The sequence below is a fragment of the Flavobacterium aquaticum genome (genome assembly GCF_003259835.1).
In the GTDB taxonomy this organism is placed as follows: Bacteria; Bacteroidota; Bacteroidia; order Flavobacteriales; family Flavobacteriaceae; genus Flavobacterium; species Flavobacterium aquaticum.
The window spans coordinates 321220-337577 of the sequence record NZ_QLMI01000004.1; the positions used below are offsets into that span (position 1 = coordinate 321220).

General features: G+C 33.3%; 13 protein-coding genes and 1 pseudogene. 2 read left to right on the forward strand and 12 right to left on the reverse strand.

The window, feature by feature from the left end; translation table 11 throughout:
• Position 1 precedes the first annotated feature (1 nt).
• The 6 genes and pseudogenes from B0I03_RS08345 to radC all read right to left on the reverse strand — a co-directional run bounded on the left by B0I03_RS08345 (position 2) and on the right by radC (position 5501).
• Complete coding sequence (locus tag B0I03_RS08345; RefSeq protein ID WP_111566972.1) at positions 2–694, reverse strand: YjjG family noncanonical pyrimidine nucleotidase; 693 nt, start codon at positions 692–694, stop codon at positions 2–4.
• Positions 695–870: 176 nt separating this feature from the next.
• Positions 871–1362: a hypothetical protein gene (locus B0I03_RS08350; protein WP_111566973.1), complete on the reverse strand. Its 492-nt coding sequence runs from the start codon at positions 1360–1362 to the stop codon at positions 871–873.
• Positions 1355–2614, reverse strand: coding sequence for an ABC transporter permease (locus B0I03_RS08355; RefSeq protein WP_111566974.1), 1260 nt, complete (start codon positions 2612–2614; stop codon positions 1355–1357). Before B0I03_RS08355 ends, B0I03_RS08350 begins: the two co-directional genes overlap by 8 nt.
• A complete protein-coding gene (locus B0I03_RS08360; protein ID WP_111566975.1) occupies positions 2611–3240 on the reverse strand; it encodes an ABC transporter ATP-binding protein in 630 nt (209 codons plus the stop codon). The genes B0I03_RS08355 and B0I03_RS08360 overlap by 4 nt, the downstream gene beginning before the upstream one ends.
• A gap of 467 nt (positions 3241–3707) precedes the next feature.
• Positions 3708–4367, reverse strand: a pseudogene (locus B0I03_RS08365) (superoxide dismutase); the annotation flags it as partial.
• Between the two features lie 450 nt (positions 4368–4817).
• Entirely contained in the window at positions 4818–5501 is a 684-nt protein-coding gene (radC, locus tag B0I03_RS08370) for a RadC family protein (protein ID WP_111566977.1), read from the reverse strand.
• 259 nt (positions 5502–5760) lie between these two features.
• Between radC and B0I03_RS08375 the strand changes: the two genes are divergently transcribed.
• Positions 5761–6402, forward strand: coding sequence for a DUF1287 domain-containing protein (locus B0I03_RS08375; protein ID WP_111566978.1), 642 nt, complete (start codon positions 5761–5763; stop codon positions 6400–6402).
• A gap of 37 nt (positions 6403–6439) precedes the next feature.
• Positions 6440–7942 carry a T9SS type A sorting domain-containing protein gene (locus B0I03_RS08380; RefSeq protein WP_111566979.1) on the forward strand — a complete coding sequence of 501 codons (1503 nt, stop codon included), beginning with the start codon at positions 6440–6442 and terminating at the stop codon, positions 7940–7942.
• A 98-nt stretch (positions 7943–8040) separates the two neighbouring features.
• Here B0I03_RS08380 and B0I03_RS08385 read toward each other — a convergent pair whose 3' ends face one another.
• The 6 genes from B0I03_RS08385 to B0I03_RS08410 form a co-directional block, all read right to left on the reverse strand.
• Positions 8041–9396 (reverse strand): UDP-N-acetylmuramate--L-alanine ligase, encoded by a 1356-nt coding sequence (locus B0I03_RS08385; protein ID WP_111566980.1) that lies wholly within the window; start codon positions 9394–9396, stop codon positions 8041–8043.
• Positions 9397–9466: 70 nt separating this feature from the next.
• Positions 9467–10156 (reverse strand): tetratricopeptide repeat protein, encoded by a 690-nt coding sequence (locus B0I03_RS08390; protein ID WP_111566981.1) that lies wholly within the window; start codon positions 10154–10156, stop codon positions 9467–9469.
• A 182-nt stretch (positions 10157–10338) separates the two neighbouring features.
• On the reverse strand, positions 10339–12486 hold the full coding sequence (locus tag B0I03_RS08395; protein WP_111566982.1) for a S46 family peptidase: 2148 nt from the start codon (positions 12484–12486) through the stop codon (positions 10339–10341).
• 182 nt (positions 12487–12668) lie between these two features.
• Positions 12669–13916 (reverse strand): zinc-dependent metalloprotease, encoded by a 1248-nt coding sequence (locus B0I03_RS08400; protein ID WP_111566983.1) that lies wholly within the window; start codon positions 13914–13916, stop codon positions 12669–12671.
• 145 nt (positions 13917–14061) lie between these two features.
• The gene (gene obgE / locus B0I03_RS08405) at positions 14062–15072 is read right to left on the reverse strand and encodes a GTPase ObgE (RefSeq protein ID WP_111566984.1); all 1011 of its coding nucleotides are present in this window, start codon (positions 15070–15072) and stop codon (positions 14062–14064) included.
• A gap of 4 nt (positions 15073–15076) precedes the next feature.
• Complete coding sequence (locus B0I03_RS08410; protein WP_245902981.1) at positions 15077–16300, reverse strand: hemolysin family protein; 1224 nt, start codon at positions 16298–16300, stop codon at positions 15077–15079.
• Between the last annotated feature and the right edge of the window lie 58 nt (positions 16301–16358).

The window sequence follows — 16358 nt, forward strand, 5'->3', positions numbered from 1 at the left end:
ACTATAATATATTTTTTAATTCTAATAAATGACTTACTTGTAAAACTGGATTTTCAACTACAATATTTTGTTCATTAAAAAACACCGCTTCAATGCCAGCTTCTTGTGCTCCAACGATATCAGCTTCATAACTATCGCCTATCATTAAGCTTTCTTCTTTTGAAGCGTTTGCCAAAGATAAGGCAAAATCGAATATGTTTTTATGTGGTTTTTTAACTCCAGCCATTTCTGAATTGGTTATCGTTTCAAAATAATGATCAATATTCGAATTTTTCATTTTTTTAGTTTGAACCGAAGCAAATCCGTTTGTTATAATATGTAATTGATATTTTGGTTTTAAATAATCCAACAACTCGATTGCGCCATCAAACAAGTGATTATATTCGGGTAAATATTTGATATATTCTTCGGATAAATGATGAATCATTTCGTCTGAAACTTCAAATTTTAAAGCATCAAAAACGTCTTTCAAACGATAATAACGTAAATCGTCATGCGAAATTTGATTCACTTGGTACAATTTCCAATAATGTTGGTTTCTGGGAATGTAAATATTTAGAAATTCCGATAATTCAATATCAAATCCTTGTTGTTTGAAAATCGTATCAAACGCAAATCCTGAATTTTTATCGAAATCCCAAAGCGTATGATCTAAATCGAAAAAGAGATGTTTTTTATGTTGGAATGATTTCATTTTATTTTTAAACACGAATTTCACGAATTGTCACCAATTATGATTTCGGTATGTTTCTAATTTACTACTGATTGTTTTAACCTTATGATTGTTTTAGCCCCGATGGGAGCGACACCTTGTATAGCGGACAGCGGGATCAAGCCATTAAAAAAAGCCCAAACGAATGGGCTTCTAATTTATTTGCTTTGAGAGATAATTACGGCGTCTTCGATATGGTAAATCCAATCTTCAACGTCGGTTTCGTTATATCTAAAAGTTCCTTTCAACGTTACATAGGTATCGGTTTTTAACTTTGGAAAAGCGCCACCTTTAAATTTGATTCCAGCAATAGTCTCTGGTCCTGATTTTCCACAGAAGAAACAAGCTGCGAATACGTTTTTACTTAATGCATAGTTTTTGTTATCAATTGGCACAATAAATCCGCTCATGAAAACGGTTTTCTTTTGCATCATTTTCAATTTCATGTTCACTTGTGGAAATTCTACTTCGCCATAAGTCGCGTGTTTTTTACGAACATATTTGATATCACCTAACATTTTCCATGTAAGTGTATCTGCTGCTACTGATGATTTGTTAGTAGTTTTTACTGATGAAGTTGTACTACCTGAAAAGCTCATCATCGAAATAAAAACGACTAAAGCCAAACTTAATTTAATATAATTACGCATTTGCTAATGTTTTTGAAATATTTAAATTGTAGGCTTTTATAGCTGGAATTAACGCTGCAATAAAGCCCACAAATATAGTTAGTAAAAATAAAGTTCCTTCTTTCTCCCAAATAAATTCGTATGGATTGAAACTCATTTTGAAATCTTCTTCGGCTGAGTTGGACAACATACTTAATCCTACTCTTCCCAAAATCGTACCAAAAATAAATCCAACCACACATAAAAGCAAACTTTCAATCATTACCACTTTTAAAAGCTGTAATCTTTTGGCTCCGTTGACACGCATTAAGGCAAATTCATTTTCACGTTCTTTCAATGTATTGTAAAGAGCGATGAAAATCGAAATTCCTGAAATTAACATAATTCCATAAGCTAAATATTGCAATGCTGAAATTCCAATTCCAAATAAAGAGAATAAACGATTTACTTCGATAGCTGGAGAAGCGACTTGCATTTTAGTATTTTGTGCTATGATTCTTGGCCAAGTTACAATTCCCATTTTGTTACGGAATTTTAGTAAAACAGCTGTGATTTCCATTCCAGGTTCGTCTAAAGTCATGTCTGCTTCTTCGTGATGTTCTTCTCCTTCTACATGAATGTGACCTTCTTCACCATGAGCAGGATTTTCTTCTTCACCATGACTGCCGTGCATTTGCCAAACACTTGGAATCGTACATAAAATTAAATTATCAACTACTTTTCCTGTTGGTTTTGCAATTCCGACAACTTTATATCCGTAATGGTCATGAACTTCTCCTTCAGCTGCATCACCATGCGAACCGAAAAACTCATCTCCAATTTTTAAACTTAATTTTTGAGCGATATCACTTCCGATTACGACTTCGAAGTTTTTTTCGAAAAGTTTTCCTTCGGATATTTCTGCCCCATATTTTTCTAAATAATCAGGAGTTGTTCCTAAGATTTTATAACCGCGATAATTATCTCCAAATGCCAATGGAATTGCTTTTTGAACAAATGGATGTTGCATCCAAACTTTTGCCGAATCGTAGCTAATATTTCCTGTTGGAGAATCCACTTGGTAAACAGAAGATAAAATCAATTGTAATGGACTTCCTTGCGCTCCCATTACTAAATCAACTCCATCAATATTACTAGAAAATTTTTCTTCAAATTGCTTTTCGACTAAAACTAAAGTCGTAATAATCGCTACACTTGAGGTTAGCAAAACAACACTCAAGATGGTATTTAATGGTTTGAACCATATATTTTTCCATGCTAATTTTGCTATCATATCAAGGTAATTTTATTGATAAATCTTTCTTTAATTCTGTTGTCATGCGTAACGATTAGCAAAGCCGCTTTGTATTCTTTCGACAATGAAGTCAACAATTCGATTACTTTCTCCGCATTTTTATCATCTAAACTTGATGTCGGTTCGTCTGCCAAAAGCACTTTTGGTTCATTCATCAACGCTCGGGCAATCGAAACACGTTGTTGTTGCCCAATACTTAATTGCGATGGTAATTTAGACGCTTGGCTTTCGATTCCCAATTGTTCTAAAAGTTTCTTAGCTCTTTTCGTATGCTTTTTACCCGTTGCTAACCAACTTGCCATTTCCAAATTTTCTAAAACCGTCAACGCGCCAATAAAATGCGATTTTTGAAAAACCACTCCAATGTGTTTTCCACGAAATTTATCGGTTGCTTTTTCAGAAAGGGAAACGATATCGGTTTTATCGATTTCGATTTCGCCCGTTTTTGGTTTTAACAAGCCTGCTAAAATATGCAAATAGGTAGTTTTTCCTTTTCCAGAATCACCTGTAATCAACAAAGTACTTCCCGCTTCACAATACAAATCGGGCATGTGAAAGATTTGGTCTTTGGTGTAGGAAAAAGTGATGTTTTTGGTGCTAATCATAGTTCAACGAACATTAATTTTAGTGTTGCAAGATAAGAAATTGAATAGAAAAATTTCTTAAATAATTTCTAATAAAAAACCTTGTGATTTACTTTCATCACAAGGCATTTATATTTTAATCTCAAATATTATTCTTCATCATGCGTACACAATCCTACAATCGTATGAAAAGTATCGTGTAAACCATTTAAAGCTTTAGTGATTTTCTCGTCAGAAGCTTTAGATTTTACTAATTTATCTAATGCTTTACTATCTTTAGCTAATTTATTAACCGAAGCTACAATTTGTTTTTTATTGAATTCCGCTGGAATTTTTGCCATTTTTAAAGTATTAGCTTTTTCAGCCATTTCAGCACTTCTCTCTTTGATAGGTTGTAAATTCCCTTCTTCACTTGGATGAAAAGTTTGCGACATCACTTTGTGAAACGTTTTGATTTCTGGCCAAGAAGCAAAAGTATCTGGTTTTGGCATCGCTGCTTTGTATCTTTTACTTACTTCTGTCCAGTTTACAACACTCCATAAAGCAGATAAATAATCGGCTCTTTTGTTTTGGTATTTTAAGTAATAGGCATGTTCCCAAACATCGATTCCGAAGATTGGAGTTCCTTTTACTTCTGCAATATCCATCAATGGATTATCTTGATTTGGCGTTGAACTCACTACTAATTTTCCTTCTTTAGTAACAACCAACCAAGCCCAACCTGAACCAAAACGACTTGCTCCAGCGGCATTTAATTTTTCTTTTAAAACGTCTATACTTCCGAAAGTTTCAATTACTGCTTTTTCTAATTCAGCCGACATTTTAGTATTTTTCTCTGGTGTTAAAACTGACCAAAACAACTCGTGGTTATAATGCCCACCACCGTTATTACGAACTGCTGCTGGCATAGTAGAAATCTTTGCAAAAATTTCGTTTAAGCTTAATTTTTCATCTGCAGTTCCTGCTAAAGCAGTATTTAAATTTTTAACATACGCAGCATGATGCTTGCTGTAGTGAATTTCCATAGTTTGTGCATCTACAAATGGCTCCAAAGCATTGTACGCATAAGGCAAAGCTTTTTGTGTAAACTGCGCCGAAGCAGTAAGAGTTACTAAAAGTGTTGCAACTAAAAGTTTTATATTTTTCATGATATTTTAATTTTTGATAAAAATACGGCTTATGGATTAGATAAAAAATTAAGAATTCTTAAAATTTCTATAATTCTTGGTTTAAACGCAAAGACGCTAAGTATTTTCGCAATGTTCGCTAAGGAATCCACTTTAGTATTCTTTAAAGTGTTCCAAAAGCAAAGCGTCTCTGTGAATCTCTCTCAACATAAATTTATTCAAAAAAAACTCTGTGAATCTCTTTGTAAATTCTTGTCAATAAAAAACTATGTGACTGTGTGCTTCAAAATTAAAATCGCATAACACCCCTAAAGTCCCCTCAAGGGGACAATTCTTCTATAAACTTTTTACTTTATCATTTTTTGTTTAGAATCTTATAATTTTCAAGGGTATACTTTTGCTTTCTTTGCGAAAACCCTTGGCGACTTTGCGTTAAAAATTAAAATCTATGTGTCTATGTGTTTTAAAAAACTAAAAAATCCCTTCATCCTGAAAACTCAAATACCCATTTTCGGTAATGATAAGATGATCTAAAACTTGAATTTCTAAGGTTTGTCCTGCTTCTTTGATACGTTTTGTGATTTTTAAATCGGCTTCGCTTGCGATTAATTTTCCTGAGGGATGATTGTGTGACAGAATTAAACCCGTTGCATTTTGTTCGAATGCCATTTTAAAAATAATTCGAATATCAACAACAGTTCCGGTGATTCCGCCTTTTGAGAGTTGAGCTTTGTAGATGACTTTATTGGAATTATTAAGATACAATACCCAAAACTCCTCGTGAGGCAATTCGCCAATTATGGGTTGCATGATATCGAAAACTGCTTTGCTAGATGTGATTTTTTTTAGTTCGATGGCATCTTCAGCTCTTCGTCTTCTTCCCAATTCTAATGCAGCGGCGATGGAAACGGCTTTAGCTTCTCCAATTCCCTTGAATTGCATAAGTTGGGAAACCGACATTTTTCCTAAAGTGTTTAGATTGTTTTCGGAAGAAGCTAAAATGCGTTGGCACAATTGTACCGCGCTCTCATTTCGAGAACCGGAACCAATTAAAATAGCAAGCAATTCGGAATCAGATAAGGCGGATTTGCCTTTTAGGAGGAATTTTTCACGTGGGCGATCGTCTTCGGCCCATTGGTTGATTGGCGTGTACATAAGATTTTTATTTTGGCGTTTATAAGAACAAAGCTAATTAAAAAATCTAAAAAATGAAAAAAATCTAAACTTTTACCACATAGAAACATAGGTTTGTTTTTTATTTAATAAGGCATTTTAGTTAGGTTACAGAGAAGCTAAATGAATCAATTTATTGACTATGAAATTCTTATTTTTCTATGTTTCTATGTGGTTTTAAAAAAACCTTCAAAATAAATGGCTTAAAAATTGCGTTTCAATCTACAACAAATAACAAACCATGAAACTATTTATTCCTTTACTTTTAATCTGTTTTTCTTTTGGATGTAAGAAATCTGAAACTATTACTGAAAAAATAACAGAATCAAAACCTACAAATCAACTCATTGAAAACCCAAATGATTTCTACCAAAAACTATCCAATGCCGCGATTTCGATAATTGATCCTGAAGTGGTTTATACTCCGGATTATGTTGGGATAAAATATCCAAATGGTGATGTTCCTGCAAAAACGGGCGTTTGTACAGATGTGGTAATTCGTGCCTATCGAAAATTAGGAATTGATTTGCAAAAGAAAGTACATGAAGACATGAAAGCTAACTTTTCATTGTATCCGAATTTAGAAAAATGGGGTTTAAAAACTACCGATAAAAACATCGACCACCGAAGAGTTACTAATTTAGAGGTTTTCTTTTCTCGAAAAGGAACAACTTTACCGATTACGCAAAATCCAAAAGATTACAAAACGGGTGATCTAGTCACTTGGATGATTAACGATAAATTACCTCATATTGGAATTGTGACTCACGTAAAATCCAGTAATGGAAACCCAATGATTGTGCACAACGTAGGAAGCGGGCAAGTTTTAGAAGATTGTTTGTTGAGTTGGAAAATTGTGGGGCATTATCGTTATAAGAAGTAATTGCTTTTTGGTTATATTTGTTTCAAATACAAATTACATGAAAAAATCACTCTACTTAATATTATCTTTAAATACATTATTGCTTTTTTCACAACAAGCTGCCGATCTTGATACAAGTTTTGGCAACAATGGTTTTTTTTACACTGAACCAAATAGCGATATTGATTATTCAAATTGCTTAACAATTATGCAAAACGATCAAATTGTTGTTGCTGGTGGTTATGATAATTTTTCAGTTATAAAATTAATGTCTGATGGAACTTTCGATACTTCTTTCGGGAATCAAGGACAAGTTATTATTCCATTTGATGGTTTTAAATCTAGTGTACATAACGTAATTGTTAGACCAGATGGAAAAATTATTTTAGCTGGAGATGTTTTTGTAGCTGGTGGAAATTACAACTTTGGTATTGCACTTTTGAATGCAGATGGAACATTAGACACTTCGTTTAATACATCAGGAAAACTAGTTTTTAATTTTGAAGAAAACATTAATTATCTTCGTTCAGCTTCATTACAATCTGACGGAAAAATAATAGTTGCTGGCCAGTGTGGCACAAGTTCTAATGCTGATTTTGCTATTGCTCGAATAAATCCAGATGGAACTTTTGACACTACATTTGGTATTCAAGGAAAACAAAGAATAGCGATTCAAAGTGATGACAGAGGAAGATGTGTAGCGATTCAATCTGATGGAAAAATAGTAATGGGAGGATATTCATATCCTATCAACAATAACAATTGCTGGTTTACAGCCATTAGACTTACGCAACAAGGTCAGCTTGACTCTTCATTTGCTACAAACGGTAAATTTATTACAAAAGTTGCAAGTTCTTACGGAAATGACACTGTTAACGATATGCTACTTCAGCCTGATGACAAAATTGTTTTACTTGCTGATTCATATATTGGTAGCTCTCAAGATATCGGAGTAGTAAGATTAACATCAAATGGTGAACTAGATACAACTTTTAGTGGAGACGGAAAATTTAACACAACAATGATTGGCACTTCTGACTATCCTAAAGCTATTGAAATCCAATCTGATGGAAAAATTTTAATTGCTGGATCGTATAGCACTTCTCCACAAAGAAACCTGAGTTTGTTAAGACTAACAACTAATGGTGAACTTGATTTAACATTTAGTGATGATGGAAAAGCTAATTATATAGTTCCTGGAAACAATGGTGTTGGAGTTGGCGATATGAAACTTCAATCAACAGGTCAAATTTTAATATGCGGAAGTATTTTCAATGATTATATGGTTGCAAGAATTTTTAGTGGTATGGAAGATATATTAGATACCGAAAATTGGAATTTAAATGACCTCTATTTATTTCCAAATCCCACTAATGAAACTATTTATTTTAGTGAAGATATTGTCTCTGTAACTATTTTTACATTAGAAGGAAAAAAGGTAATTGAAGAAAATAAACAGATAAAAAAACTTCTAGTAAACAATCTAAAAAAAGGAGTTTATATTGTTAATGTAAAAAACACAAATGGGAATATTTCCTATCATAAAGTAATTAAACAATAAAATTTAGATTGAACCACAAGTTTCAACTAAATGTGACAAACAAAAAAATCCGAATTAAATTCGGATTTTTTTGTTTGTCACATTTTCATATTGAAATATTAACTAATTAATTGTTTCACCTCATCAAAATTCAATCCGCCGTAATTTCCTGAACTCATTAATAGTAAGGCAGAATTTTCTAAATTTTGACTGAATAAAAAGTCTTTGAATTCGGTTGGATTGGTGTAAATAATCAAATCTTCTCTTTGGAACGATTGTGCGATTTGGTCATAAGTAACTTCCTCCAAACGTTTGATTTTTACAGCATCGGGTGAGTAGAAAACTACTGCAACATCGGCTGCGTCTAAAGCACCTTGGTATTCTTTTAAGAACTCGGCATTTAAACTACTATACGTGTGCAACTCTAGACAAGCAACTAATTTTCTATCAGGATATTGTGCTTTCACCGCTTTTGTAGTAGCTGAAACTTTACTTGGCGAATGTGCAAAATCTTTGTAAGCTACTTTATTAGTACTTTCAGCAATTTTTTCTAAACGTTTTGAAGCACCTTTGAAACTGGCGATGGCTTCGTAAAATTCAGCTTCATCAACTCCCATACATTGGCAAATCCATTTGGCACCAGCTAAATTGCTTAGATTGTGTGCTCCAAACACTTCAATTGGCATTGGGCCTTCTGGTGTGTCTAACAAAGTCGTTCCGTTTTCAACTGTATAACTGGGTGTTTGATAAGCAATTTTTCGAATTTGATTTTCCGTTTCCTCTGCTACTGATTTTACGGCTTCGTCTTCTTCGTTGTACACTAAAATTCCACCACGCGTGATTTGGTTAGCAAAAATTCTGAATTGTTCTACATAATTATCAAAAGTAGGGAACACATTGATATGATCCCAAGCAATTCCTGATAACAACGCAATATTCGGTTGATACAAATGGAATTTTGGTCGTAAATCGATTGGAGAAGTCAAATATTCATCGCCCTCTAATACGATAAAATCGTTGTCTTCGGTTAAATGCACCATTGTATCGAAACCTTCCAACTGGGCTCCTACCATATAATCCACTTCAATATTATGATAATGCATTACGTGTAAAATCATCGAAGTAATCGTCGTTTTTCCGTGCGAACCACCAATCACCACTCGGGTTTTATTTTTCGATTGTTCGTATAAAAATTCGGGATACGAATAAATTTTCAAGCCTAATTCTTGTGCTTTCAACAATTCTGGATTATCCGCTTTAGCGTGCATTCCTAAAATAATCGCTTCAATATCGGTTGTGATTTTTTCAGGAAACCAACCTTCTTGAGCTGGCAACAATCCTTTTTTCTCCAAACGTGATTTTGAAGGTTCGAAAATAGCGTCATCGCTACCTGTTACGTGATATCCTTTGTTGTGTAAAGCTAATGCTAAATTGTGCATGGCTGCTCCGCCGATGGCTATGAAATGTGTTCTCATTTTTTATGTTGAATTGTTAAACTGTTAATTTGTCAAATCGATTAAACGATTCAAGATTTCAACAATTGCACTATTTATTTTCAAATTGATCTTTTAACTTATTTGCTTTCGCTTTATCTTTTAACTTCTTCAAATATAAGTCATATAATTTTTCGAAAGTGGTTTTTGAATTACCAATTTCGTGCGCTTTTTTGTAATGAATTTCGGCTTTCGTATAACGACTGAAATACACATCAATATATCCTTTAGCTAAATAACCATCAACTTTTGAAAGCGCCATTAATTCATCAGCATATCGTTGTGCTTTTTTCTCGCTTCCGCCTATGATTCCTGGCAGTTCTATGTATAACATCACTAATGCCCAACGTGTATCGATATGTCTTGGATCTAATTTTGCAGCGGTTAAAAACGATTCTTCTACTTCGTCAATCATTCCTAAAGCTTTGAATTTATTGGATTCTTTAGCTTTCATTCCCAATGCGCCACCATATTTGTACCAATAATTTGCGTTTTTAGGATAACTAACTTTAAGTTTTTTATAGTTGGTAATCGCCGAATCCCAATCTTTTTGATGTCCGGCAATATCGCCAAGATATTCAATGGTTTTGGCGTGATTGGGTTTCAATTTTAAATATTCGGAAAATAGTTTTTCAGCTTCGTTATATTTTTTTTGTGCATACAATTTCTCCGCCTTTTCAAATGCTGATTGTGAAAAGACTGAAAACGAAAGCATTAGAAAAAAGATTTGGATAATTTTCATATGTTTATATCATATTTTTGCAGGTAACATATGGTATCGCCTTTTTATTAATGGTGTTTGCTTATGCAAACTTTTTTTAGTAGCGATTTCATTTTTCAAAAATAGTGAAATGATTTTGGATAATTTGCATAAAAAAACGACTTGATTTCTCAAGTCGTTTTTAATTGTTTTCTATTTAGAAATTACTTCACAATTGTCATTTCGTCTACAATGTGTTTAGCTCCTGAGAAATTCTCAATTACCCATAACACATAACGAATATCAACGTTGATTGTTCTTTGTAATTTTTTGTCGAAGATTACGTCACCTGCCATAGCTTCGATGTTTCCGTCGAATGCTAAACCGATTAATTCTCCTTTTCCATTTAATACTGGCGAACCTGAATTTCCTCCAGTGATATCATTATCTGTTAAGAAGTTTACGTGTAATGAACCATCTTTATCAGCATAACGTCCAAAGTCTTTAGCAGCATTCATTTCTAATACTCTTGTAGGTAAATCAAATTCTAAATCACCTTTTTTGTATTTTTTAACTTGACCTGCTAACGTAGTATAATTGTTAATTGTAGCATCATTACGCTTGTCAGCTGGTAAAGAACGAACTTTTCCATACGTTAAACGTAAAGTAGAGTTTGCATCTGGATATTTGATTTCTCCAATTTTAGATTCTCTTAAACCTTCAACTAATAAACGGAAAGAAGCACCAAAATCATTTTGAGATTTGATTAATTCTTCACTTCTAAAGCTATAATGAGTTAATAAGTCATTCGTTAAAACGAAAAGTGGATCATTTTTAAGTAAATCTTCAGATGGTAAATCTAAGAAAGCTTTTACTCTATCAACAGAAGTAAAAATACTTAAATCAAATGCTGCATTTACATATTTTGTGAAATCCCCATTGTTTTCTTTAGCTAATTTCTCAACCATTGGAGCTAATTTATATCCTGCTTTTTTAGCATATAAATTCAATTGAGCTGCTAAAATATCTTTTTCAGCTGGAATATGTAATTCACTATGCATTCCTTGAGCCATCTCTAAAATAGCTGGAGCCATTTCTGCTCTCTTAGTAGCATCTGCTTTAGCATAGTTCTCTAACTGTCTTCCTAAACCTCTACTTACTGTTCCAAAAGCAGAAGTTCTAAATAATTGCATTATATAGTTATCATGACGCGATTTTTCGTTCGTTAAAGCATAAAATTTATTGATTGTAGGAACTACATTACCATATTTTGCTTTATTCTCTGGTTTATTTGCCCACTTGTGGAATTTAGCTTCTTGAGCTGCTTTCGTCTTAGCTGTACCAAATTTTGATAACGCATCGATCATTCCTTGACGGTTTTTCCAGTAGTTAGCAACTCCTGCAAATTTAGAAGCATAAATAAGGTTTAAAGCATCAGACTGAACCATGTATTTTTTCATGTTGTCCATTCCGGTTTTAGAACCTTCCACCCAAGCTGGATAAGCAAATTTTACGTTTTGCTCAATTCCACCTGCTGGCATCCAACGGTTAGTTCTACCTGGATAACCTAAAATCATTGCGAAGTCATTTTCTTTAACTCCACCAATGTTTACTGGTAAATAATGTTTTGGTTTTAAAGGAACATTGTTTGTAGAATATTCAGCTGGATTACCGTTTGCATCAGCATACACTCTAAACATAGAGAAATCTGCTGTATGACGTGGCCATTCCCAGTTATCAGTATCACCACCAAATTTTCCTAAACTTTCAGGTGGAGTTCCTACTAAACGAACATCTTTATAATCTTGGTAAACGAAATAGTAATATTCATTTCCTTGGAAAAATGGACGAACAGAAACCGTATATTTCCCACCTTCGTTGTTTTCTTTTTCAATTTTAGCGATTTCAGCATTGATAGCTTTTTCTCTATCAGCTTCGCTCATTGAAGGATTTACAACAGATAAGATTCTTTTTGTACAATCGTCCATACGAACAAAGAAACGCACGTATAAACTTGATGGTTTTAATTCATCTGCTCTGTTTTTTGCCCAATATCCATTTTTTAAATAGTTTTTTTCTGCTGAAGATAATTCTGCAATTGCATCATATCCACAGTGGTGATTGGTTAAAACTAATCCATCTTTTGAAATCATTTCAGCTGTACATCCACCGTTAAATTGCACAATTGCATCTTTTAAACTGTGATTGTTGATACTGTAAATTTCTTCGGCTGTTAATTGCAAGCCCATTTTTTGCATGTCGCGGTGATTTAAACGCTCAATGAACATTAAAAACCACATTCCTTCATCTGCTTTTACCGAAGCTGGCACAAGCATTATTGCAGAAACGACAAATAATAATAATTTTTTCATAATAAATCTGTGTTCTTTTGATTTGTGTGGCGAATATACTTAAAAATACGATTTCGATAAAATTATCATTTCAAAATCAAGTTAGATTAAAGCAATTTTAACTTTTTATTACAATAACTGCATTAAAAACAAAAAAGCACCTTCAAATAGAAGATGCTTTTTCTTACTTTTATTAAACTCGTTTATTGAACAAGTACTTTTTTTGTTGTGATAAAGTCATCCGATTTAATTGTTACAAAATAAACTCCAGCTGCAGTAGCGCTTAAATTCATTTCTTGACTCAGACTACTATTTCCTGAATATTTATTTTCAAAAACAATTCTTCCTGAATGATCAAAAATCTGAATAGAATAATCGTTTACAATCTCTGAAAACTGAATATTAAAAGAACCTTTATTAGGATTTGGATAAATTACGAAACTATTTTTATCAAAATCTCCATTAGACAACAAAGTATCCTGATTAAAAGAAGAAGCAATTACGTTTAAATGAGCTTGCATACGAGTAGCCTGACCTTGTGTCAACATATACATACAAGAATCATTGGTATAATCCATATAATTCATAGTCAATTCTCTTGGCGTACCAGAACAAGTAGACAAATGTGAAATAGCAGGACAACCACCATTTGAAGTATTATGTTGTGGAGTATCTGCAACACCATCATTACCACAAGTAGCATCTCCCCAAATATGGTTCAAATTCAAATAATGCCCTAATTCATGCGTTAAAGTTCTTCCTAAATTATAAGGCGCTCCAGGAACAAAACCTGTACATCCAGCTCCTGATCCAAAGGCTGAACTATTAATAAATACTGCAGCTCCATCCGCTGGCGATGACCCTAAATAAGCGTATCCTAGCGTTCCTCCAGATAAATTTTTAACTACAAGGTTTAAATATCCTGCCCAATCTGGATCCCAATCTCCATTAGGACCACCACCAAACGCCTGTCTAAAGGTAACCGCTAAATCTCCATTAGCCAAACCAGTACTAGCTGGATGATTTCCATTTGCAATTTCAAAACTAACATCTAAAGCACCAGTATTAACTCCTGGGAAAAAAGCCCCTGTACTACCTGTCCAAATAGATAAATCTGAATTTGTAGCATTGAAATCAGCGTTTAAAATATCGACCTGATTTTGAGCCAAATTTCTCAAACATTGTTTTTCAGATTCTGTTAAAGTTGCACTAGCAGAAGGAAAATGAACAGCAACTGGTATTCTCAGGGTTACTCTTCTATAGGTTCCATTTGGAATTTCATTTGAAAGACGCTCGAATTCTGTCTCAAATAATCTTTTGTGACTATCGTAAATAGCTTTCATCCTAGGATTATTTGAAAGCTCTTCCATTTTCTCTGTGGCAGCACAACTTCTCTCTTGAGAGAAACCAATTTGAGCAACCAATAAAACTAATAGTAATTTGATTTTCATTTTATTAAATTTGGGTTAACTGTGCGAATATAATCTTTATCAACAAAAAAACAACAATAAATTAAAATTTTGTTAAAAAAAGTTAAACAGCAAATCCAAATCACCTAAACCAATAGTAATCAACAATATGAATATCCAAATATTTTTATTTTTCTTCTACATTCAACATTTGCCACAATTTGTCTTTCAACTCTTGTAAACCTTGTTGAGCTACAGAAGAAATGAACATATAAGGTGTTCCTTTAAATTCTTTGTCCAATTGTTTTTTCAATTCTGCTTTTAATTCATCGTCTAACATATCGCATTTTGAAATCACAATCAAACGATCTTTATCCAACATTTCTGGATTGTAACGACGTAACTCATCTAACAGAATTTCGTATTCTTTCTTAATATCATCCGCATCCGCAGGAACTAAAAACAGCAACGTTGAATTACGTTCGATATGACGCAAGAAATAATGACCTAAACCTTTTCCTTCTGCAGCACCTTCAATAATTCCAGGAATATCAGCCATCACAAACGATTGAAAATCTCTGTAAGCTACAATTCCTAAATTAGGTTTTAAAGTGGTAAATGGATAATCAGCAATTTTGGGTTTAGCCGAAGTTAAAACAGATAATAAAGTTGATTTTCCTGCATTTGGGAAACCTACCAAACCTACATCTGCTAATACTTTTAATTCTAAAGTTACATCAACTTCTTTTACCGGCATACCTGGTTGCGCATAACGAGGAGTTTGATTGGTTGAACTTCTAAAATGCCAGTTTCCTAAACCACCTTTTCCTCCTTCAGCTAAGATTTTCACTTCATCGTGTTCAGTAATTTCGAACAAAACATCACCTGTTTCTTGGTCTTTTACAACCGTTCCTAATGGTACTTCGATGTATTTATCTTCTCCATCATGCCCAGTACTTCTTGAACTTCCTCCATCACCTCCGTGACCAGCACGCATGTGTTTTAAGAACTTCAAGTGAAATAAAGTCCAAAGATTTTTATTTCCTTTAATATATACGTGTCCACCACGACCACCATCTCCTCCATCTGGACCACCTTTTTCAATAAATTTTTCTCTGTGTAAATGCGACGACCCTTTCCCTCCCTTTCCGGAAGAAACATATATTTTTACGTAGTCTACAAAATTTCCTTCTGTCATTGTTTTATTCTTTTAAATTGGTAATTAAAACTTTATCAATTTTAACACCGTCCATATCGATAACTTCGAACTCTAATTTGTTCCAAATTAACTTTTGTCCTTGTTTTGGGATTACTCCTAATTCTGTTATGATTAATCCACTTACTGTTGTTACTTCGTAATCTCCTATTAACTCATCCATATCAAAATAAGTTAAGAAATCGTGCAACGAATAATGTCCATCAACTAACCACGAACCGTCTTCTCTTGCTACAATTTTAAATTCGTCTTCATAGAAATCAGCCGCATCCCCTACTAACGCTTCTAAAATATCATTCAATGTAATTATTCCTTGAAAAACACCATGTTCATCGGTAACCAAAGCATAATGCACTTTTGAAATTTTAAAATTTTCCAATGCTTTATATGCTGATGTATGCTCAATGAAATAAACCGGTTCTCTGGTAATTGCTTTTAAATCGAATTTGCCTTTCTCGAAATTAGCAAATAAATCTTTTAATAAAACGATTCCTTCTACATCGTCTAAATTATCCGCACATACAGGATAAACCGAATGTAATTCGTCTAAAACTTTCGCTTTGATTTCTTCAATTGAATCTTCGTAAGACAAATACACAATTGAATTTCGGTGCGTCATTAACGAATTGACTTTTCTATCGCCAATATGAAAAACACGTTCTACAATATCTTGTTCAATTTCTTGAACTTCTCCTACTTCTGTTCCTTCCTTGATAATAGCTTTGATTTCTTCTTCAGTAACTTTTCCATCAGCGGTTGGTTTTATTTGAAGCATTTTCAATAAAAACTCAGTTGACGTAGTTAATAACCATATAAAAGGCATCGTTATCGTAGAAACTAATTTCATTGGAACGGCAACTGCTTTAGCAATTCCTTCAGGATAATTTAAGCCAATTCGTTTTGGCAACAATTCTCCTAAAACTAGAGAGAAAAATGTCAAAATAACTACTACTATTCCAACGGCAATAGATTCTGAATATGGTTTTAATGCTTCAAAAGTGGCTACAAAATTTTGAACATCTGTAGTGATTTTATCTCCTGAATAAATACCTGTTAAAATCCCAATTAAAGTGATTCCGATTTGAACGGTTGATAAAAATTCGTTTGGTGAATTGGCTAAATCTAATGCTACTTTCGCATTTTTATTTCCTTTTTTAGCCGCTGTTTCTAAACGGTTTTTACGTGCTGAAATCAATGCGATTTCCGACATTGAGAAAACACCGTTTAAAAGAATCAGAAAGAGAATGATTAAAATTTCCATAGTTAAA

Bases quoted from the DNA above. Each gene is read 5' to 3' on its own strand.
- B0I03_RS08355 (WP_111566974.1), bottom strand. From the start codon at position 2,614: ATGATAGCAAAATTAGCATGGAAAAATATATGGTTCAAACCATTAAAT.
- B0I03_RS08375 (WP_111566978.1), top strand. From the start codon at position 5,761: ATGAAACTATTTATTCCTTTACTTTTAATCTGTTTTTCTTTTGGATGT.
- B0I03_RS08380 (WP_111566979.1), top strand. From the start codon at position 6,440: ATGAAAAAATCACTCTACTTAATATTATCTTTAAATACATTATTGCTT.
- B0I03_RS08395 (WP_111566982.1), bottom strand. From the start codon at position 12,486: ATGAAAAAATTATTATTATTTGTCGTTTCTGCAATAATGCTTGTGCCA.
- B0I03_RS08385 (WP_111566980.1), bottom strand. From the start codon at position 9,396: ATGAGAACACATTTCATAGCCATCGGCGGAGCAGCCATGCACAATTTA.
- B0I03_RS08390 (WP_111566981.1), bottom strand. From the start codon at position 10,156: ATGAAAATTATCCAAATCTTTTTTCTAATGCTTTCGTTTTCAGTCTTT.
- B0I03_RS08410 (WP_245902981.1), bottom strand. From the start codon at position 16,300: ATGTCGGAAATCGCATTGATTTCAGCACGTAAAAACCGTTTAGAAACA.
- obgE (WP_111566984.1), bottom strand. From the start codon at position 15,072: ATGACAGAAGGAAATTTTGTAGACTACGTAAAAATATATGTTTCTTCC.
- B0I03_RS08350 (WP_111566973.1), bottom strand. From the start codon at position 1,362: ATGCGTAATTATATTAAATTAAGTTTGGCTTTAGTCGTTTTTATTTCG.
- B0I03_RS08345 (WP_111566972.1), bottom strand. From the start codon at position 694: ATGAAATCATTCCAACATAAAAAACATCTCTTTTTCGATTTAGATCAT.
- radC (WP_111566977.1), bottom strand. From the start codon at position 5,501: ATGTACACGCCAATCAACCAATGGGCCGAAGACGATCGCCCACGTGAA.
- B0I03_RS08400 (WP_111566983.1), bottom strand. From the start codon at position 13,916: ATGAAAATCAAATTACTATTAGTTTTATTGGTTGCTCAAATTGGTTTC.
- B0I03_RS08360 (WP_111566975.1), bottom strand. From the start codon at position 3,240: ATGATTAGCACCAAAAACATCACTTTTTCCTACACCAAAGACCAAATC.